This is a genomic window from Sphingobacterium sp. 2149, from assembly GCF_031455655.1.
Lineage (GTDB): Bacteria > Bacteroidota > Bacteroidia > Sphingobacteriales > Sphingobacteriaceae > Sphingobacterium.
This window is the reverse complement of sequence record NZ_JAVDTD010000007.1, coordinates 277941-298869: the sequence shown is the minus strand read 5'-3', so window position 1 is coordinate 298869 and position 20929 is coordinate 277941. Positions and strand designations below refer to the sequence as shown.

At 39.2% G+C, this 20929-nt stretch carries 15 protein-coding genes; 9 read left to right on the top strand and 6 right to left on the bottom strand.

All coding sequences use genetic code 11. The features are described from left to right. The first annotated feature begins 87 nt into the window (after nt 1-87). The 3 genes from J2X77_RS12375 to J2X77_RS12365 all read left to right on the top strand — a co-directional run bounded on the left by J2X77_RS12375 (nt 88) and on the right by J2X77_RS12365 (nt 2926). Nucleotides 88-963 carry a hypothetical protein gene (locus J2X77_RS12375; RefSeq protein WP_209579125.1) on the top strand — a complete coding sequence of 292 codons (876 nt, stop codon included), beginning with the start codon at nt 88-90 and terminating at the stop codon, nt 961-963. Nucleotides 964-1001: 38 nt separating this feature from the next. Beyond that, a complete protein-coding gene (locus J2X77_RS12370) occupies nt 1002-2270 on the top strand; it encodes a MutS-related protein (protein ID WP_209579124.1) in 1269 nt (422 codons plus the stop codon). A gap of 95 nt (nt 2271-2365) precedes the next feature. After that, a complete protein-coding gene (locus tag J2X77_RS12365) occupies nt 2366-2926 on the top strand; it encodes a plasmid pRiA4b ORF-3 family protein (protein WP_209579123.1) in 561 nt (186 codons plus the stop codon). A 37-nt stretch (nt 2927-2963) separates the two neighbouring features. On the opposite strand, the gene J2X77_RS12360 is transcribed toward J2X77_RS12365, so the two are convergent. The 5 genes from J2X77_RS12360 to J2X77_RS12340 all read right to left on the bottom strand — a co-directional run bounded on the left by J2X77_RS12360 (nt 2964) and on the right by J2X77_RS12340 (nt 13290). Then, nucleotides 2964-3977 (bottom strand): YhcG family protein, encoded by a 1014-nt coding sequence (locus J2X77_RS12360; RefSeq protein ID WP_209579122.1) that lies wholly within the window; start codon nt 3975-3977, stop codon nt 2964-2966. 165 nt (nt 3978-4142) lie between these two features. After that, nucleotides 4143-6323, bottom strand: coding sequence for a S41 family peptidase (locus J2X77_RS12355; RefSeq protein ID WP_209579121.1), 2181 nt, complete (start codon nt 6321-6323; stop codon nt 4143-4145). Between the two features lie 170 nt (nt 6324-6493). Beyond that, nucleotides 6494-7828, bottom strand: coding sequence for an SWIM zinc finger family protein (locus J2X77_RS12350; protein ID WP_209579120.1), 1335 nt, complete (start codon nt 7826-7828; stop codon nt 6494-6496). A gap of 2 nt (nt 7829-7830) precedes the next feature. Then, entirely contained in the window at nt 7831-10941 is a 3111-nt protein-coding gene (locus J2X77_RS12345) for a DUF6493 family protein (RefSeq protein ID WP_209579119.1), read from the bottom strand. A 144-nt stretch (nt 10942-11085) separates the two neighbouring features. Beyond that, on the bottom strand, nt 11086-13290 hold the full coding sequence (locus tag J2X77_RS12340; RefSeq protein WP_310080977.1) for a TlpA disulfide reductase family protein: 2205 nt from the start codon (nt 13288-13290) through the stop codon (nt 11086-11088). 323 nt (nt 13291-13613) lie between these two features. Between J2X77_RS12340 and J2X77_RS12335 the strand changes: the two genes are divergently transcribed. Continuing rightward, entirely contained in the window at nt 13614-14141 is a 528-nt protein-coding gene (locus tag J2X77_RS12335; protein ID WP_209579117.1) for a hypothetical protein, read from the top strand. Nucleotides 14142-14204: 63 nt separating this feature from the next. On the opposite strand, the gene J2X77_RS12330 is transcribed toward J2X77_RS12335, so the two are convergent. Next, nucleotides 14205-16556 (bottom strand): BamA/TamA family outer membrane protein, encoded by a 2352-nt coding sequence (locus J2X77_RS12330; RefSeq protein ID WP_310080975.1) that lies wholly within the window; start codon nt 16554-16556, stop codon nt 14205-14207. Nucleotides 16557-16564: 8 nt separating this feature from the next. Here J2X77_RS12330 and J2X77_RS12325 point away from each other — a divergent pair, with 8 nt between their 5' ends. The 5 genes from J2X77_RS12325 (at nt 16565) to J2X77_RS12305 (ending at nt 20912) form a co-directional block, all read left to right on the top strand. Next, nucleotides 16565-17314 (top strand): RNA methyltransferase, encoded by a 750-nt coding sequence (locus J2X77_RS12325; protein WP_209579115.1) that lies wholly within the window; start codon nt 16565-16567, stop codon nt 17312-17314. 59 nt (nt 17315-17373) lie between these two features. Continuing rightward, nucleotides 17374-18546: an MFS transporter gene (locus J2X77_RS12320; RefSeq protein WP_209579114.1), complete on the top strand. Its 1173-nt coding sequence runs from the start codon at nt 17374-17376 to the stop codon at nt 18544-18546. A gap of 199 nt (nt 18547-18745) precedes the next feature. Further along, nucleotides 18746-19660 carry a hypothetical protein gene (locus J2X77_RS12315; protein WP_209579113.1) on the top strand — a complete coding sequence of 305 codons (915 nt, stop codon included), beginning with the start codon at nt 18746-18748 and terminating at the stop codon, nt 19658-19660. Continuing rightward, complete coding sequence (locus J2X77_RS12310; RefSeq protein WP_209579112.1) at nt 19657-20334, top strand: ATP-binding cassette domain-containing protein; 678 nt, start codon at nt 19657-19659, stop codon at nt 20332-20334. The genes J2X77_RS12315 and J2X77_RS12310 overlap by 4 nt, the downstream gene beginning before the upstream one ends. Before the next feature lie 35 nt (nt 20335-20369). Continuing rightward, nucleotides 20370-20912, top strand: a complete 543-nt coding sequence (locus J2X77_RS12305; protein WP_209579111.1) for a GNAT family N-acetyltransferase — start codon at nt 20370-20372, stop codon at nt 20910-20912. Nucleotides 20913-20929: the final 17 nt, after the last annotated feature.

The following is a 20929-nucleotide window of genomic DNA, read 5'->3' as shown; positions in this document are numbered from 1 at the left end:
ATTTTATCGGCTAGAATTAAGCGAATTAATATCATTTACTTTATTTTCTTATCAAAAAATTGTATTTTAATCATAAATTACAGCCCCATGAAACGCCTATATATCTTATTTAATTTGTTATTTTTATTTTCTATAACAGTGACAGTAAAAGCTAGGATCTCCTACCATAGAAACTATCCTAACCATTTAACTGATACACTTTCTGATGATATCCGAAAGTATATTACACAATTGGCTGTTTCGGAAGGCTTAGATAAAAGCTCCATTAAAATAAAAACTGATAGCTGGGGAGAGGTAACCGTTTCAGACAACTGGGGTAAAAGTATCAAATACAGCAAAGACCACTGGAACGGATATACAAAAACGGATAACAACGGACTTAAAACATCAGTAAAACAGGATCTTTCCGGCAATATAGTCGTAAAATATAACGAAGGAAAGGAAAAAACGGTCAGGAAAAATATAAGTGGAGATTTTGATATTCCAGATTGGAGTCCCTCCACTAACTTCATGAATACCCTTGATAATTTGAAGATCCGTGACAGCCATGGCAACCTCACTACTATTTCAAAAAACATCTTCGGCGGTTTAGATATCAGTGATGCGAGTGGCAACCACGCCACTGTATCTAAAAATGTTATAGGTGGCTTAGACATTCGTGACAGCCAAGGAAATAGTAGTCGTATATCAAAGGATGTGCTAGGAAACCTGACTATTGAAAATAACACCGGTAAAATTACAACCATTATAACAGACATATTGGGCGGCAAAACAATTGAAGACAACAAAGGGAGCCGTGTTTCTGTAAGAAAGGATATATTTGGAAATTATGAAGCCAGCGATAACAATGGAAACCATGCGTCCATAAAAAAGGATATCTTTGGAATAGTAATCATGGATGATCCAAACGGTATCTTGCAAACTGTAAAACTTCAGCTAATCGAAGATTTAATGCAGCAGTAAAGTCAGCATAAACAATTTTAATAAACCTAAAAGCAATTATGAATGATACACAAGATTTATTTTTATCAAAAGACATTTTACCCATATTTGATTATACATTAAACTCAGATAGTCATTCGGCGCTCTACAAACTTCTACAAAATCCATTATCATCTATCTCCCAAATCAACGATAGACAAACAATCCTAAAACAAATTATTTTGTCCATATCACGCGGGAATGACTACTATTACACTAAAATTGAGTATGCAGATTCACATAAGTTCTTATGTCATTTCCCACTAGAGTACCTAAAAAAAGTCGATTTTCTGACTTACAAAGTCAAAAAACGTAAGAGCAACATCTTACTTGGCGAGTATGCGCAACTAATTAACTTCTTATCTAAGCTTGAAAATGATCTCATAGGAAATATTGAACTGAATGAATTTCCCCATAAATATCAAGAGGATCTTAGGTTTGTCATAAACTATCTCCACTCCTTCAAACTTCGACACTATATATCCAAAATCCGTAAAGGTACACTAGGCTATATTTCCATCCAGGAGCTAAACGCTATTGTTTCTGAAAACCGTAAAAATGGTGATACGCTTTTATTTTTTGAGAAACTAGCTCTTTTCGAAGCTTATTTCTCAATCGGGAAAGCAATTTATAAAAACAATTTTCAGTTCGCTACAATGAATGAATATTGTTTTCAACTCACAGAACTATATCACCCATTGCTATCTAATCCTGTAAAAAATGATATCGATATAAACAACAATATCGTACTTATTACAGGTGCAAACATGTCCGGAAAATCAACACTGCTTAAATCCATCGGCTTATGCGTTTACTTGACTCATTTGGGATTAGCTATGCCTGCCAGCGCAGGAACCATACCTTTTTATGATAATGTATCGATTCAAATTAATCACAGCGATGATCTAAAAAATGGTTATAGTCATTTTATGAAAGAAATTATCAAATTGAAAAACATTGTTCATCAAGCGCATGAGGGTAAACGATGTTTCGTCATTTTCGACGAGCTATTTAAGGGGACCAACTATGAAGATGCATTGGTTATAAGTGTAAAAACGATCAAGGGTCTTCAAAAGTTTGCTACTTCTACATTCTTTATATCTACTCATATAATTGAATTACGGCAAAAAATTGCAGAAGCCAACGTCCAAGTGAGCCCATACTATATAGACTGCAAGATTGTCGAAGAGACGCCAGCTTTTTCTTATGTATTGAAAACAGGATGGTCTAATCTGCAAATAGGTCAATTATTATTCAACAAAGAAGGACTAAATAGTCTTTTAGACTGACAAGAACATCCATTGATTGACAGAGAGTGAGGGATTACAAAAATTACAGCTATTATGAGTTGTTTTAATAGTGAAGAGGAATAAAATAAATACAGATGTTATTACAATTAAAAATACAGATTAAAGGGATAACAAAACCACCAGTGTGGCGAAAGTTATTAGTTCCCGATTATTTCACGTTTGATCGCTTACATCAAGTGATACAAGAAGCATTTGGTTGGCAAAACTATCACCTTTATCAGTTTTCGCCGAAAGGTTTTGGATCATATCCTGAGATTGCCATAATTGACGAAGAGTGGGACGAAGGAAATACCGAAGATGCCGAATTGCTAATATTGAAAGACATTTTAAATCAGCCAGAGCAAAAGTTCACCTACATCTATGATTTTGGTGATAGCTGGACTCACCAAATTGTGGTCGAGGACATTCTAGACAAGCATGTATTAAAAGCGGAGCTACTGGAGGGAAAAGGTGCTTGCCCACCTGAAGATTGCGGAAGTACTTGGGGATATCAAAATGTAAAGGATGTCATGAAAGATATACACCATGAAGAACATGATGAGATGCGAACCTGGCTGGGCTTAGAAGAAGGTGAAAAATGGGATCCGAACTACTTTGATCTCCAAGCTGCAAAGAAAAGAGTAGCAGCGGTATAGTGTTGCATTATAAAAATATATATTGCTCGTTGTAAATTTACGCATCGCCAACTTTACTCACAAAACTTTCCAATTCTTTGCTTACTTCATCCAACAATTGCTGCTCTGTAGGCAAGTAAAGCTCGTATTGACTGGCGACAATCTGTTTTTGGTCTTCGGGAAGGGTAAATTTCACAACCGCATCGTTTTTACTCGCACAGAGTAAAATACCAATCGTGGGATGTTCATGTGGAAGCCTCTCAATACGGTCATAGTAATTGACATACATCTGCAATTGGCCAATGTCCTGATGGGTTAATTTGTGTGTCTTGATCTCAATGATCACAAAGCTTTGCAATAGACGGTTGTAGAAGACCAGATCAACAAAAAACTCATCCCCTTCAATATGTATGCGTTTTTGGCGGGCAACAAAGGAAAACCCATTTCCCAATTCGAGCAAAAACTCTTGTAAATGGGCAATTATAGCGCCTTCCAGATCTTTTTCATAATAGGCACTCTCCCGCTTCAAATCCAAAAACTCCAGTACCATCGGATCTTTTATAATCTCCTTGGCATCAGAGGGCATCTTTTCCTTTTTTGCAACAGCCAATACACTTTCCTTATCGTTGCTAAGCAGCAGACGTTCATATAAATTACTAAAAACCTGTCTTTCCAGCTGGCGTGATGTCCAGTTATTTTTGATGGTTTCAGCCATATAGAATTCTCGTTGTTCGTCCAAGTCAAGCCTCATCAACAACCTGTATTGTGTCCAGCTCAATTGCGAACGCAGTGCGTTCGCAATTGGAGAAACGCGATAAAACTGTCTAAACAACTCAATCTGCCTTCGTGAAAATCCGCTACCAAATTCAGGTTCTAGCGCCTTGGCTAGATACTTTGTAAGATATTTTCCATAATCAGCCCTATCCTTTCCTTGCTGTTCTTCTTCAAAGATACGCTTGCCGATATGCCAGTACATCAACGTACGCTGATGGTCGACAGCACGAATGGCATTGTCTTTGGACTGGGAAATAATCGCTTTTATATCGGATACTAAAGTTTGATCTGTTGGCATAGTTCCTTATTTAAATTGGTATTGACTTTAGAATTGAATAGTATAAAGATAGCTAAATACTATTGAAATACTAAATATTTTAGTATTTATTTTTAAAATAGATCAATTTATAGCATCCGATTTTAAGTCCGCCCCCTTTCACAATCATCGATCGTAAGACCAGACTCATTTATTTAAATACTCCAATGCTTTTTCCATCACCTCATCCTTACCTTCGCGAATCCCCTTTATACTCGGCTTGACAATCTCATCAATTTTAACCCCTACACGCTGAGTTTCACGCTGATCAGGGTAATATACCCCCAGTCCCGAAAGCATTGTCCTTTGATTACCTGGTAAATCAATGGAACTGACATTGCCATCAGCACCTGCAGTTTGAGATCCAAAAACCTTCACATTGCCAGCTGCCTGATAAGCCATCACATGATATTCCGCAGAACTCTGCGTATCCTCATTGACCAGAATAGCCACTTTACCCTGATAACAATCATTGGCATTCTCCCCAACTTGTAATGGGCTGCTCATTACAAAAGTTCCAGGATATTGAAGACTCGTACTGGTAAAACGAACGAAATCAGTAGGCTTGGTCAACAACAAGGGTGTAAGCTTGAACACTAAAAAATCACCGGGATAATTGCGGTCATCAATCACAATACCTTTTACCTTACTCCAGTTTAACCTATTATCTGTAATCATTTTACCACGCAGTAAACTATGATTAATATATAGAATATTATTATCCAGCATCTTAAAAGCCACAGTATCTTTTGGCGCAGGTTTAATTTGGCTAGCAGACATCGCAACAATATTTACTGTAATAGGCTCGCCATCACGCAATATTTCACAGGGTACAAGCTCGCTATTGCTTGTCACAAGCTTTCTTGCCAGATCACGGTTGGCCACAGCTTCATTCGGTGTGCTCATATAAGCCCATAGTGAATCTCTGATTTCTTCAATCTTTTTATGTTCCTTACTGATAAGCACATCTCCTATTCGCAGTTTATCTCCGAATATCTCAGGATCAAGGATTTTAGTTACCACGGCTTTTCCCTCTATTATTCGGATCTCTATTGGCATACGGTACTTGCCATAATAATTTATCAGCCCTTTAGGCGTGCTCCAAAGTCCGGTATGTGCATCTTTTACTTGGGATATCATCTTGAGAAGTGAAAGTCCATAAGATCGATCATCCCGACTAAGGATCATTTCGGGCACAGCGGCTTTTAAAACCGCTTCCCATTTCGGATCCGTCAGGTGTTTATAAGGAGAAAAATACTCGATCATATTCCAGAAGCGAAAAAGCGTCAACAAACGAAATCCTACGTCCGCTGATAATACATTGTCATATTTTTTTTCATTCTTGAAAAGGACATTGCCGATACCTTCAACAAAACCAAAATAATGGTGTTGATCAAAACTACTGTAACGAATACGCTTCAGTTTATCTTTAAGAGCATCATTAAATAGAAGCTCATCGATCCAGCTATAATCTATTTCGTGAACGACGTTTTCAAGCAGTGGCTTGGCATAATTGACCGTTGTGCCGAGACTGTCTAACAGCGCAGCATAATGTGCCTCAACAGATTTATTATCTTTTGCCATAATAACAGCATTTATAGACTTAAATAACTGTTGATCCCAATCATACTTCCCTTGCGCTATCGCCGGATGCCTATATTTCAGAAAACCCCATATTCGTCCCAGATCCACTAAGCGTTGATCAATCTTGGGCGTACTATTAAAGTCAGATATCCCCGAACTTGCAGGTTCACTGATTTCTTTCGCAAATGGCACAAACATTCCCGCTTCCTTGGTAATATCCTTACCATCTACAGTAATGAGCACATCATCAACCCACATCTTACCTTCTCCAGAAAGAAAAAACGCAATGGAGATCCCTTCCGTCTGGTTTGGCACCAATTTAGTTTTCAGCTTAATATTTTCCCAGTTTTTTGTCCCATTCATTTGGCGGTTAGCCATATTATCGAAAAAGATTTCGGGATCTATCCGTAACATCATCGACGCATAAGACCCCGCGATGATGTTCTCGCGCTTAATCATCGCAGACACTTCAATGGAATCGCCCTTTAAATTTGATGGTAACCACATCATAATTCCTCCGAAAGCGCTGTTCTTTTTTAGACTTTCAATCCGAAGCGCTCCTTTTGCACTATAATATGTATTTTGGTCTATACTACTTTTAAAAACCGTCGTATCGCCTATCTTGAACCATGGAGCATTAATCGGTTGATCAAATGAAAAGTTAAAATTTTGTTGACTAAAGACAGGAGTGGCTACTGCTGTTAGAAAAACAATAAGGAAAATAAATAGGCTGTTAGATTTCATAATTGAAAATTTTCCTTAAATTAATCAATTAATGAATTATTAACAAAACCTTTCTAACTTTTGCACGACACTATTTTTCTATTTTCCTTGCGACATTTTTAGATGTTCAGTTCGTAATGTATTTTGCATCATGTTTTACCATAAAGGGGAAAAACATGATGCGCTCTTCGCTACCCATTCAGCATCTTTACCGCGAGTATATGTTTACATAGCCCCCTCTTTCCCTGATGATTAGTAAACCAGTTACAGGTACATTGAAACTTATCGCCCTGTATAATGACAGTATGTTGCACACCGGATCCATCCACTCTCGCCTCGATATAATCCGTTGTATTCTTGACAAACTGTACACCTGCTGTCGCAACAAGTTTTTTCGCATTTTTTAACCGCGGATTCAACGCTAAAATACGTTCCATCTTAAAAGGCAATCGTCTATAATAATGCTGATGACTATGTAAATCATAACCTAACAACCCGATGGAAGATAATGAAGCAGAGAGCGTATCCATCGTATCGAAGTCGACATCATGCTCAATGGAAAGCATTGTTGGGTCGAATAGCTCGTTGGATTTAAGCAATCCATTCACGGCGTGAACCCATTCATCAGGAACGGCCTTAATCATATTTTCCAACACATTACCTTCACCCGAGAATCCGCGATAGCTATCCGGTGACAAAGCCAGAGTCAGTCTCATTTTACCAAAGTCGGCAACAAAAGCCGCGCTCTCACCTCCTTTTTCCTGATAAACAAGTAACCTGTCGGCATAGGTCACCAACCCCTCCAATAGGCGCAATCGCTGAATACCACCAATACGTACCGCATCGCCTGTACTTATGGGTGAAAAGACAAATCGGTTAGCCCTTTTCGTCAAATAGAACTCCCCTTTCACATTCCCTTTGGGAATGCCCTGAAATAATTGGATAAGCTGAATTTTATTTAATTCAAACTGAAGCTCCATACCCGCCAGATATAATTGAACGGAAGTCAGCCCTTTGATCCAGCGTGGTGGCAAACTTACTTTCTTCTCAGTCACTTTGGCTTTATCAGTACGAATAGAAACCTCATTGCTTCCTACTCCCAACACCATCTTTTCGGTCTTCTTGACAGCGTTTAATGCATTGAGCATCGGTTCATTGAAATCTACATTGGTTGTACCACTGGTAATAAACTCACCATCAATAGCATCTTCCAATAAATCTAAACGTGCGTAAACACCGTTACAGGAAGAAAATCCCTCGAAACGAATCTGGTTTGTACCAGCTGAAACGATAGGATCCCGTAAACTCGGAGGTACGGGTCCAAAACTCGATCGCACAACTTTCGACAAGGTCAACAAACATTTAGAAGTCAACAGAGGATCCGTCAAACTCCCCCAAAAGAAACAAGGCACGTTGGCGACTTCTGTCAATTCGGACTGATGAGCTAATACTAATTGCTGAATACCCGATTGGTGGGTCAGTTGTGAATTTCTTGCATAGCTAATCGCTATATCTTGCTCGGCCATATTTATTGTCTTATTTTTTTCAAAATGGGTTGTAAACTCTTGTATATCTCTAGCTTCCCAAAAACCTCTTGCAGTTCAGCTGAAAAACTGTATTGTTCCTTATTCATCAAATCGTAATAGTATTCGATGAGCTTTTTAAAATTCGTGGGCATCTTTTCGGCAATGTTATAATGAATAAAAGCCATCTCCAGCAACTGCAATAACGCATTGTTATGCTTCGAAGATATATCGCGACATTGCTCCAGAACTTCCACGCATCGCCCAATTGGCCCATAGCCGTTACCGAGCAGCAGTCCCAGTTGCACACCTAATTCCGCGGTGTCCAATCTATTTTCGTTAATTGCAGCCAAAATGACTTCAACCGCCATCGCACGCACTTCTTTCTCTTTATTGAAAAACGAAGTTGCCAGATACAGATTGGACTGTTGATCAAAGCGGAAAAAATCGTACAACATCTCCTGCAGATAAGCTGCTGAAGATTTTCCGCCAATATCACTTTTACCATTCAATCCCACCGTTAAGAACATGGAAAGACTTTCTGTATTCTGCGGCATTAAGCTATGCATAAAAGGGACATCCGCCCTATACAAATAATAAGCCAACAGCGTATCATTGCCACGATTAAAAAGATCTTTATGATACAAAAAAGTCTCAGCTCCGTGTTTGAAAGACGGAAAATAATACGTCAGCTTATCACCATTGTATACCTTTTCCGATTTTTTAGTCGTGTAATTGTAACCGTTATAATACGTTGGTTCTATTTGCAATACCGGACGAAATGGCTCCGCAGCAAAGGGGATGTCTGCCAAAGGCTCTTTGGTAAATTCTTCAAAATAAGTATCGCGATGATGCGTACGGGCCACGGTTGCCCATACGCCAATCCAGCTTGCCTGATCGGAATCTTTGAAAGACAATAAATTCTTCAGCCAGGATTGTTGATATAGTTTCATCGAATCCAGGCCTAGGGCATAACTGATCACATCTTGGAATTGCTGTTCCTTAATTTGCTTTATCAGTACTTCGATACCCTCTAAATCTTCACGAACTGTACGGCTTAGCGCAATGGATAAGTCCAATAAATTAATTTTCACGTCTGCTTCCTGATAAGCCAAAATGCGCTGCACGAGTATGGAGGGTGCAATCCAAAACGGCTTATGCGTCGGCAGACTCAACAGCGGTAAGCAGATGCCATCAATCCGATAACGTTGCAGTAACTCCAATTGGCTGCCCATCAAACTCACCCATTTGGAGTAATTGTGGTATCGATCTTTATCTTTATATACTACAGTCGGCTTATAATACATATTTATAAAGGCGCCTGAAAAATGGTTGTACCAAGATGATTCACGATAAGATCCTGTTAGCTGCTTAATGTAAGGCTCCAATTGTATCTGATAGTCGGGGGGAAAAACGGCCGTCTGTTGCACCCAGGCATTCATTAGTATTTCCACCTGAATAGGATCCGAGCCTCCGATGACCTCTCCCACCTTGAAAAACAATTCGTTCCAGGTCTGCGGATATTCATAAGCTTCGTTCAGGCAACGAAATTCTGTCGGCTGATAGACATATCGTTCGGCGGAACGGCCGCTCAGCTCAGCCAAGATTTCAGCTTCTGAATAACCCTCTTTTTGAAAAAGATGCTTTAGGTCAACCGCTATTGTTCCCATCATTTGCGTTTGATATAATTGAAGCTTGTCAGATAACGCTTCCAAAGGCTCATGCTGATTTTTTAAGATAAACTTACTTGCCCTTTCCTGCAACTGTAGGTCCGAAATCATAAATAGATCTGCAGCCAGTAAAACAAATCGTTCGCGCCACGCTGGCTTTTGCTTCAATAGCTTATCAAATTGAATCAAAAGGGTCTTCAGGCTTGACTTAACATCGCTCCGCATAAAGATACATTCTGCCCAATCCAAAAACTCCTGTAAATGAAAATCCTTATGCGAGAGGAATGGCTTCAGATAATCAACTACAAAATTGATCACGGCACTAGATTCAGCATGCAATAAGGAAAAGAATTTTTGCTGGTATTCGATCACTTTATCTTCAGAAAGCTTCATCCGTTCAATAAGCTTTCTGAAATAGCTTTTGAGATTAATATTCCAGTTTTTGGTTTGAGCTTCAAGCGCTCCGGTGATGATAAGTTCTGGATCAATTTTCCCATTGGCCAATAATGTGTCGAACACCTTATCCCATAAGAGTTCATTGACGGCATGCTGATAATCATAATTCCAATAGGCATTTTGAATCCCTGTTTCGTAAGCAAACACCAATGGAATATCTCTTTGGATTGTCAATTCATCGGTGGTGAGTTGTTCAAAAAACCTTTTTGATTCATAATGATTAAAACCAGAAATGGAGCTTGCATAGAGCTCTGGTTCAAAATCGATATGTCCCATTTGCTCCAGTAAGCGAAGATTATCATATGTAATGCGTTGCCAATCATTTTTACGAACTAACTGCAATAAATAACCGCCCAACCAATTGGGTTTGGCATAGTTTAGGATTTGCATCACGTCATGGCTCTTCGCTTGATTTAAAAGCTCATGAAAAATATCCCAGCTACCCGCATCTGAGCCGGAAAATGTGGCCAGAGCCAGCAACTTCACCGCTCGTTGCTGTGTCTTCGTACCTCGTATACCCCAGTTGTATTGGGCTTTACTTTTAAATTCAGGATCTTTGGAGAGATCACTATAATCAACCCAGTAGCGCTTGGCAGCACGAATTTCTTTTTTTAAAACTTCGAGGTTGCCACTAGCGTATTCTTCCAAAAATGGGATGATATTTTCAATCCTTGCCTCTTTGATAAGTAGTCTCAGTGACTCTACCGCTTCTTCTTTCCGTCGGCTAGCAACCGAAAGCGGTCGAACAGCTGAATCTTTTTCACTACGATCGACGCCTAAAGTACCGTCTTCAGAATAGCCTTTTTTTATCTTCTCAGCAATTAGCTTTTCGGCATCCTTTAGACAGGCTGCTTCCGAGTCGAATGTTTTACTTTTACTTTGTCCGGCCGTTCCGTTTCGACCGTAGGTTACGGTATGTCTTACTCCAGTTGTTTGAATTTTCCAAAATTTATCTGATGTGCCGTCTATATACTTTAAATGCTTTAACATTATTTCTAGCTATAATATCAATTAATTCCCTTTCTGTTTAAATATAACGAAAGTAGCACAAAAAAAAGTATATGAAAAGGTCAATGACTAGCTATTCATTTCATAGGGATTAGATAAAAACATTATAAAATAGCGAGAACTATGTTAAAAAAACGCTATTTCTTCTAACAACTGCTGCCAGTCAAAACCAAATGGCATCGCTATCAACTTCCCCTCCGGTGTTAGAATATACTTGCTCGGATAACCCTGCACATTAAAATCTCGTTCCACCCGATTGTCCGACATGAGTACGGGTATCGTATAATTGTTTTTGGCAATAAAATTTTTCACTTTATCTTCTGTATCACTACACGCAATACTGACAAAACCAATTCTTTGCGACCTTTCTTTATTTATCCTGAGCTGGTCATAAAAATCATTGAGTTTCGGCATTTCTGCAACACATGGTCCACACCAGGTACCCCAAAAATCCACCAATGTCCATTTACCTTTCAAATCATCATTTGTTGTTTGACCATTTTGTAAGTTCTTTAAAATAAAATTAGGGGCTTCCGGTAACTGCGAAACAACTTTTTGCATAAAAAATTCGCTAAACTTCTGATCTGAATAGTAATGTTGATAAAAATCACGTAGGCCCCTGTAGCTTGTTCCCTGCACAGTCAAAAACTCTTTAATGTATTTTGATAAGGCAACATCCTTCTGGCCCGTCGAAGCCAGTTCGGTCAGATAATCTTCCGAATAGTTGTTTTTAGCCTTTAAAAAGTTCGTATCGTAATAAGAATCATAGGCAATTTCAGCATCTTTTTTTGGAGAATATAGTGCAGCTTTCTCCAAATAGGCCAAGGCCTCTCTTCTATCATTTTTATGAACTAATTGGTAAGCAAAATAATAGGCGGTGGCAAGATGCGCCCGTGTTATATGTCTATCCTTAGTTTGATCCGTATCATAAAGTGTTGTTAATTTTGCAATGATATCATTTAACATTTGCCTGCTAAACACCTCATCAATCGGCACCATCCGCTGATATATCATCAAAGCATACCGCCCGGCATTTCCATTGGTCCAATAATCAGCATTCAATCCCATCAGCTCATTAAATAGGTTCCGAGATTGTGGTAGATCGTTGTCCAGATCCTCGATTCGTTGCCACAATACCATAGGATAGATGTATTGTTTTTCCAATTCGGAAAAGCCATTCAATAATAGTTCGATCTGTTCACTAGCAGATAGGTATTCCTTCGAAGGTGCATACCCTTGGTACAAACTATTCTGTATCCAGTTATATTTCTTTTCCTTGTCCAGCAAAGGAATCAAAGCCATAAATTTGTCCTTCGATAGCTCGCCTCTATAAAGCAGATTAGAGAGATGGTGTGTTCCTGCAAACAAATTTACTGGTGTATTTTTCAACGTTAAGTCGTATTGTTTATCGTCTTTAATCTGTTGAAGTAGATTTAACTTTTTCTGCACAAAAAACTTATCATTGGGAAAAATAGCATCGTATTTCTTGATGTACTCCACTACTTTCACACTATCGACTGCGCCATCGGTCAATAATTTCTTGCTCACAAAACTGCTTGATAATAGCATTTCGGCATATGTTTCGTCGTAAGTAGGATGCATAATGGTCTCCAATTGCTGTATGTTTGTTGTACTTAAGACAGGGCGATTATCAAACGTATAGGTTTGTCGTTGATTTAGACTGATAAGTTTACAGCCTTTCTTAGCAATCACAAGCTCCCCTTCCAACTGTTTGGAAGTATCTTTGAAGGTTAAATATACTTTCTGCTTATCGCTTTTTGTCATGCTATACCTTTTACTGTCCACCAATTGTGACTCAACTTGGAGTCTTTTCAAGAAATCTTTGTTTATATAGGCATGATTTAGCTCTTGGCTTAACGCAGCCCCCACACCAGCCATATTGTTAGCTACCATTGCAGCGACATCGTCTGTTAGCTCCCAATGCTGGGCTTTTACCCGAATCTCCTTCTTGAGCGAAGTCGTATCGACAATCGTCTGCTCGCCTTGAAAATTAAAATAAATAGGTTGATGCAATTGCATTAAAACATCAGCCAACATGCTCGAATACAAAACATTAAGGCTACTATCTGGGTATAAACTCGAAAAGATGAATTGTCTTTCCGGATCTGTATACGTGATGGCTTTCGTATTTATTTCCAACGGAAAAGCTTGCTTCGATAATGTCTTATTGGAAGACACGGTCACATAAGTCGATTTGGAGTTTGCTAGCTTATTTCCTAGGAATAGCTCTTGTTTTATAAGATAACTTTCATTTTTTTGGCCGAAACACACAGCGTTCACCAAAACAAAAAATAATAATATACTCCTCATTGACAACAGTTTATATGGTTAGCGTCAAAATTAGTAAAATTTAATTGAACACAAGATTATTTAAGTAAAAAATGCAAATGGTCTGAGCCTCTCTGGCTCCTCCATTATCTTGTTGCCGTAAAAGGAGACTGAGTACGACTAAAAAGTGTCGGTATATCGGAAACTTTAAACATTTCCAAAAGAAAATTAAAATACCTAAAATTGCAGTCTTAATTCAAAGAAATTGGATAAAGCTTGTTGATCCCTGCCGACGTTCCAGGCGATCTTGACACTAGGAGAATAAATTCAGCGTGGGTCAATGTAGACTTGTATAAAATAAAAAAATGAAAAAGATTATATTTTTTCTATTAATGATACCTTTTTGGGCTGCTGCTCAAGAGCAAAATATCCAAAACTTTATCGTCAAAGAAAATCTTTCAAAAAACGGAAAGTTAGCAGTTATTGCATTGGATTCCTTGGGAAATACCAACGAGACCATCAATGGCAATTACTTATTTACGATCAATGGTTTCTCTCAGCCTTTACAGTTTCACGATGGTGTTGCTGTCCCAAATCAGAAAATTGAGTCATCAACATTCGTTTTCTTTAGCCATAAAAACCAGCAAACATCTAAAGGGCGCCTATTTTACATCTACAAGAGTGATAGCGGCCTTTCTCCATTTGCCATTAGTGGATTGATGTTTTTAGTTATTCCTGCTATCGTACTAGGAATCGCTTATATGTTTAAAAAAGTGATTATGACAGCCATTGCGCTTGCCATTGTTTTCTTTTTATTCAATCATTCCCAGGGGTTAGATTTAGGCAAAATTTTCGAATCCATTTTTTCAAGTCTCAAAAATCTTATTGGTTAGCGCCAAGGTCTACCTAGATTTCGTATCAATGAAAGCAAGTCAAAATAAATGAAGCGTGGTGCTTTAAAACGGCATACCAATACCAAAATTATATTGAATAAAATTGTATCGGTCTGGTTTGTGGGTTTCATAGTACTGTGCCTTAAATTCTTTAGAATCAAAAAAGTGCTTAATAACCCATTGATCGGCCCCTGAAAACTGAGGGTCTTTAAGTTTAAGTCCGGCATCTAAACGGATCACAAAATAGTCTGAATCGAAACGAAGTCCAAAACCGGTACCAATCGCGACTTGCCCAAGAAATTTATTGATTTTAAACTCTCCTCCGGGGTTCAATTCTTCATCTTTCTTGAGACGCCAAACATTCCCCATATCTACGAATGTCGCTCCGTTCATTTTGGCTCCCAAAAAATTATTGAGCAACCGGAAACGATACTCTGCGTTCGCTTCCAATTTAATTTCGCCGAGTTGATCCAGATTACGCAGATTTAAACGCAGGTCTTCACTTAAACTCTGGCGGTTGTAAGCACCCGGTCCCAACGTACGTGCCTGCCAAGCACGGATACCGTTCATTCCGCCACTATAGAAACTCTTCTCAAAAATCAACAATTTGGAGTTGTTACCATATGGAATTGCTATCCCTGGATTAAAACGGAAGACAAACTGTCTATTTCCTCCAAGATTTCGATATAAACGATAATCGAGTTCAGTTTTGGCATACTGGAGAAAAGGCACACCAAAGATTTTTTTCTCTCCGTCGGCATTCTTAGGCAATTTTGCCAAAGAACTAATAAGATCCAAAAAGTTTCCACTAACATCCAATGTCCCTCTGAAATATTGAAAATCTTCCTTGCTATTCAATTTTTTTCCATTCAACACAAAGGTATACTGGGTCCCCAGACCGAAATACTGGCGGTCGTTACTCCGCACATACAGCTGATAGCCTTCTTGCACGAGCTTGTTCCGGAAATTGGAATCTAGGCGCCCATCCCGGTACTCCAATACGATGGGTGTGAAGCTGTGGTACTTGTTCTCCGTTTCATACCAGGAATAATTTAAGGACGTAATAAAATAACGGTTTGAATAGGTTTTATCCTGATCAAATAATTGCAATGTCATGGAATAGGTCGTTTTAGGCAAGCCAAATTTCCCTCCCGGATTTATATGAAAAGGAACCATCAAGCGCGGAATAACCAAGTTGACCCCTGCCTGAAAATCATTGTTAAAGATCTTACTGGAAAGCCCTCCTGCCAATCGCGGGTCAAACAAAACTCCGTAGCGCAATTTAACCTCCAATTGCTCTGACCCTCCAAAAATATTACGTTGCGAAAAAGTATTTCCGATATTGAACCCACTCATACCCGAACTAAAGGTATACTCACCTTCTATCTGGTTTCCCATTCGAGGTCTTGGAACAAAATCATAATGCACATTAAGCTTATTGGAATCCTTCTTGACAAACTGTATTTTGACAGAACGAAATCCATTCATCTCATACAATCGGTCATAGGATTTATTTTCCTCTTGTAACGAATAGTAATTCCCTGACCGCAAATACATATAACGCTCTAACGGTTTCCAACGAAAGCTATTCGTTTCATCAACAAATAAGAGTCGTTTAGCTGAATCTTGAATGCGACGCGGCGACTTCTTCGACATTGTACCATAATTCCTTATGGTCATATAAACACTGTCAATCTGATACTTTTTATGTATCGTAGAATCCGATGGATTTTCGACATTGATTTTGAGGTCGATCAAATTACCCGCTATAGCCGAATCAATACCTGCACGCATATACTGCCGCAAATAATCGTAATATCCGTTGTTCCGCATCGAAACATAAAGTTTCTCTCTTTCATCGAGTAATTTTGCTGCATCATATTGCGTATTTGGCTTGACGGCAGTCTTTGGCAGCACCTCACGCTCAAAGATATCTTTTATATCTGCTTCTTCAAAGTTACGATCTACACCTCTAATTTGATAAGGAGCACCAGCATCAACCTTAAAGTCTATATGCGCGCGCTTCTTAGAAACAGCGATTTCGGGTGTTACTTTGGCTTTAAAATATCCTTTTGAAAACAAAAATCGCCGGATTTGATTAGCGGACAAATCGACCATTGCCGAATCTAACAAATGAGGTGGTTCACCGACATTCCGAATTTTCTTGGTTTTATAGCGGCCGTTTGTAGTATTGAACGTATTGTAAATAAAGAGATTTACCCTTGAATTAGGTCTTATTTGATTGGAAATATATGTTTCGGATGATTCTTTCAATGCAGGGGTAACACCAGAAATCTGTACTTTTGTAACCAAAGCTTGGTCATCGTCAAGGTATTTTGAAGACCGGCAGGATGCAAAAAGTGCCACTAAAAAGGTTATACTTGCAAATCCGATAAAACGAAGGTAAATAATCATCAATAAAAATGTTGTCAAAAGCGCAAATCAGTCTAATAACGTCTCTGCAAAATAAAAAGTTTAGAAAACAGCAGGGCCTTTTTATCGTGGAGGGTATAAAGTCCGTCATGGAATTTATCTCTTCTCGCTATCAGGTTGAGTCCATTTTCTATACGGGCGACGCCAGCACAAAAGTGGGTAAAATCTCGCATAATATAAAATGCCAGGAACTGACGGAGACTGAATTTCAAAAGATTAGTGCGTTGAAATCGCCGCAGGGAATTCTCGCTTTGGTCAAACTACCCTCTCAACAAACGATTGTATCAGACAACTTAAAAAATAAATTTAGTCTTGTGCTTGATGATATACAGGATCCGGGCAATTTAGGCACTATTATCCGCACCGCGGAGTGGTTTGGCATCAAACATATTATATGCTCTATAGGTACCGTGGACGCCTACAATCCTAAAGTAGTACAGGCAACTATGGGCTCACTGGCAAGACTTCGGATCTATTATACCGATTTAGGGGAATTTATACAGTCAAGTGGTCTGAAGGTGTATGGTGCACTACTGCATGGTCAATCCATCTATCAAACCCAATGGACCGATGAAGGCTTGATTGTTATGGGCAATGAGGGAAACGGTATTAGCAAAGAAATAACAGCATTGATCGATCAAGCCATTACCATCCCACGCTTAGGGCAGGCGGAGTCCTTAAATGTTGCTGTAGCAACAACGATCTTCTGTAGTGAGATTTCTAGACAAAAATTGGTTTAAGAATCCATTCATCGCTCCGAAAACTGTACATTTGCCACATTCCACAATAAAATTCCGCCATGCCAGCTGAACAGAAATCCATCTACACGTTACAATTTATTTTACTCTGCTTAAGCTCGCTCTTATTCTCTTCGAGTTTCAATATGATTATCCCCGAGCTCCCTAATTACCTGAGCAGTTTGGGCGGAGCAGAATACAAAGGTTTAATCATCGCTTTGTTTACATTGACCGCAGGAATTTCGCGGCCTTTCAGTGGAAAATTGACCGACCGATGGGGGCGGGTGCCGGTCATGGCAATTGGATCCATCGTCTGTTTCATCTGTGGATTTCTCTATCCTATCTTGACGTCTGTCGCCGGTTTTTTATTCCTACGATTGATACATGGCTTTTCTACGGGTTTTAAACCGACTTCAACGTCTGCTTACGTAGCTGATTTAGTGCCCCAAAAAAGATGGGGTGAAGCATTGGGTATGCATGGACTCGCTTTTAGCATCGGTACAGCTGTTGGCCCAGCGATTGGCAGCGCCATCTTTGAGGCCTTTGGCATCAATATCATGTTCTACTGTTCATCTCTCATGGCACTTCTCTCCATTATTATCGTCATTAACATGAAGGAGACACTGGCAAAAAAACAGAAATTTAATCTTTCGATGCTCAAAATAAACCGCAAGGATATCATCGAATGGCGCGCGCTACCCGCTGGAATCGTCACCTTTTTATCCTACACAGCTTATGGAGTTATTCTAACCTTAATTCCTGACTGGAGTGAATATTTAGGAATTAAAAACAAAGGACTATTTTTCCTGGCCTTTACGATTGCATCGGTACTGATACGTTTTGTATCCGGCAAAGTCTCGGACCGTTACGGAAGACCGAAAGTCATTGTTGTTGGAATAATCATTATTGCCATTGCACTTGTTGCTATCGGAATGGGCAATAGCTTTGTTGGAATGATGATCGGTGCAAGCATCTATGGGGCAGGCACCGGCATACTCTCGCCTGCTGTCAATGCTTGGACAATTGACCTCAGCTTACCCGAGCATCGTGGCAAGGCCGTAGCAACCATGTATATCTCGCTCGAAGCGGGAATAGGCCTTGGCGCACTGCTTGCTGGCCTGTACTATAGTGATGTTATTCTTCGAATTCCCGTCATTATGTATGGCAATGCAGTGGTTTTGCTGCTTGCACTGGCCTATATGCTGAGCTGGCAACGAAGGCACAAGGCCAACTAGCCTTTAAAGGTCTCGAAAACGCATGCGAGGCAAACAGGGATTTCCGCTATCATCAGTTTTTCAATGGACAACGTGAAAGATCGGTAAATTGCTTAGCGAACAGGAGTGCCGAAAAGAACAGATCGGACCGAATACTTGCCGTTATATGCTATGCAATTATATTGCATATAAAAGGTAATTTATCTAAGTTTGAATTATCATGGTAAGCAATTATTTAAAGCTCCAATACAAATTACTCGTTCGTCATATCAAAGCTACAGGACTACCTGTTCCGATCGCATATCTCCTATTGGTTGGGTTATGCTACTTAGTCTATTATGCTTTGTTTCAATACCCTATTTTTGGCTATTATGCCCTGATACTGGGTAATTTTCAACTGCTTTTTCTACTCACGGAAAAAAACAGGAATGATTTTCTCAAAAACATATTCAGCAGAAGAGATTTTCACAAAATCAGACTATGGGAAAATGCCTTGGTCGTTATCCCTTCGTTTGTCATTCTTCTCCTTCATAATCATTGGCCATATGCACTTTTTTTGATTGTATTAGCTGCACTTTTTGCATTTTTGACATTTAAGGCTTTTGGCAAGTCCATTCCGACGCCATTCGCAAAAAAACCTTTTGAATTTATTATCGGATTCCGTCGGAGTTACCTTCTTTTAATCGTTTTATATCTATTGGCTGGAATAGGTTTTTATGCTGCCAATCCCAATCTTGTCTTGTTTTGTGTTGCATGCATTGGGCTCACCTGCGTTTTATATTATCAATTACCGGAGCCGATTTTTTACCTTTGGAATGATAATCATACACCAAGAGGCTTTCTCATGCGAAAATTTCGACGGGGAATTTTGCAATGTCTTCTAGTTGCATTTCCTCTCCTCCTTGTTTACGTCCTTCTCTTTCCCTCAGCGTTATTCAATGCCTGCATTGTGCTGGGAGGTATACTTTTTCTGCTTCCTTTTGCAATTACATTAAAATATGTCGCTTACCCAAGAGAAATCAATTTCCCGGAAGGCTTTGCTTTAGTGCTTTGTTTTAGCTTTTATCCATTGATACTTGCGCTATTGCCCTTTTATTACATTAAAGCCATCAACAACCTTAAAAATCATTTATGATCGAGCTTACGAATCTCAGTAAATCCTTTGGACAACATCAGGTACTCCGCGAGATCTCTTATACATTTAGCGGTGGAAAGGTATATGGCATTGTTGGCGAAAATGGTGCAGGAAAAACAACCCTATTTCGTTGTCTTGCAGGACTTGAAACGGCCACAGGCACTATAACATCTGCTCTGCAACCGTTAAAGAATAATTTAGGCTACTTAACCTCGGATCCTTATTTCATGTCGAAGCTGACAGGTGAAGAGTATATTTATCTGCTAACAGATGCGCGTGGAAAGAAGATCAAAAATCTTAGTGAAAGAAATATTTTCGAATTGCCGCTGAAGGAATATGCAAGCTCTTATTCCACAGGGATGAAAAAAAAGCTTGCGCTGACGGCAACGTTACTGCAGAACAATAATTACTATATTCTGGACGAACCATTTAATGGTATTGATCTGCAGAGCAGTATCATTCTTACAGAAATTATTCTCCGTCTAAAAGCAATGGGAAAGATCATATTGATTTCCTCCCATATCTTTTCCACTTTAAAAGATACCTGCGATGAAATCTTGGTACTCGAAGCTGGCAGAATCAGTAAATCCGTCAAAAGTGATCAATTTGGAGACTTTGAGGAAGAAATGAAAGAAAAAATACTGAAGAAAGATATCGATAAGCTTTGGCTATAACTAAGGATCAAGTCATTCAACATGAATAAAAAACTATGGAAAAATACCTACCAATACTGGAAACCGAACGTTTAATTATCCGCCCGATACAGCTGGATGATGCTGCTTATTTTTTCGCAATGGATTCACAGCCGGAGGTTCATACTTTTCTGAATAACGAACCTGTACAATCCATTGAAGAAATAAAAAAAGTAATCACCCATATTCAGCAACAATATGAGCGATACGGTATAGGTCGTCTAGGGGTCGTTGAGAAATCAAGCAACGACTGGATAGGCTGGACGGGATTCAAATATATTGACGAATTGGAAAATGGGCGGATTGGATTTCTAGATCTCGGCTATCGTTTCAGAACGGAGTCCTGGGGCAAAGGCTATGCGACAGAAGCGGCGCTAGCCTGTATGCAGTACTATCGAGAACACCTGACCCATTTTGATGTACATGCCATCACACATATCCAAAACAAGGGGTCGCGAAATGTGTTGGAGAAAACAGGTTTTCAGGTGACAGAGCAATTTCATCTCGATCCATGGAATATCCCCTGTTATTGGTATGATTTGGTTCCCGACACCCCATAAAACTAATTATATTAGTT

What these genes read in the sequence shown, in the direction of transcription:
- J2X77_RS12360 (WP_209579122.1), bottom strand. Translation starts at nt 3,977, where the DNA reads ATGCCAACAGATCAAACTTTAGTATCCGATATAAAAGCGATTATTTCC.
- J2X77_RS12340 (WP_310080977.1), bottom strand. Translation starts at nt 13,290, where the DNA reads ATGAGGAGTATATTATTATTTTTTGTTTTGGTGAACGCTGTGTGTTTC.
- J2X77_RS12345 (WP_209579119.1), bottom strand. Translation starts at nt 10,941, where the DNA reads ATGTTAAAGCATTTAAAGTATATAGACGGCACATCAGATAAATTTTGG.
- J2X77_RS12310 (WP_209579112.1), top strand. Translation starts at nt 19,657, where the DNA reads ATGATCGAGCTTACGAATCTCAGTAAATCCTTTGGACAACATCAGGTA.
- J2X77_RS12330 (WP_310080975.1), bottom strand. Translation starts at nt 16,556, where the DNA reads ATGATTATTTACCTTCGTTTTATCGGATTTGCAAGTATAACCTTTTTA.
- J2X77_RS12375 (WP_209579125.1), top strand. Translation starts at nt 88, where the DNA reads ATGAAACGCCTATATATCTTATTTAATTTGTTATTTTTATTTTCTATA.
- J2X77_RS12320 (WP_209579114.1), top strand. Translation starts at nt 17,374, where the DNA reads ATGCCAGCTGAACAGAAATCCATCTACACGTTACAATTTATTTTACTC.
- J2X77_RS12370 (WP_209579124.1), top strand. Translation starts at nt 1,002, where the DNA reads ATGAATGATACACAAGATTTATTTTTATCAAAAGACATTTTACCCATA.
- J2X77_RS12355 (WP_209579121.1), bottom strand. Translation starts at nt 6,323, where the DNA reads ATGAAATCTAACAGCCTATTTATTTTCCTTATTGTTTTTCTAACAGCA.
- J2X77_RS12335 (WP_209579117.1), top strand. Translation starts at nt 13,614, where the DNA reads ATGAAAAAGATTATATTTTTTCTATTAATGATACCTTTTTGGGCTGCT.
- J2X77_RS12305 (WP_209579111.1), top strand. Translation starts at nt 20,370, where the DNA reads ATGGAAAAATACCTACCAATACTGGAAACCGAACGTTTAATTATCCGC.
- J2X77_RS12315 (WP_209579113.1), top strand. Translation starts at nt 18,746, where the DNA reads ATGGTAAGCAATTATTTAAAGCTCCAATACAAATTACTCGTTCGTCAT.
- J2X77_RS12350 (WP_209579120.1), bottom strand. Translation starts at nt 7,828, where the DNA reads ATGGCCGAGCAAGATATAGCGATTAGCTATGCAAGAAATTCACAACTG.
- J2X77_RS12325 (WP_209579115.1), top strand. Translation starts at nt 16,565, where the DNA reads ATGTTGTCAAAAGCGCAAATCAGTCTAATAACGTCTCTGCAAAATAAA.
- J2X77_RS12365 (WP_209579123.1), top strand. Translation starts at nt 2,366, where the DNA reads ATGTTATTACAATTAAAAATACAGATTAAAGGGATAACAAAACCACCA.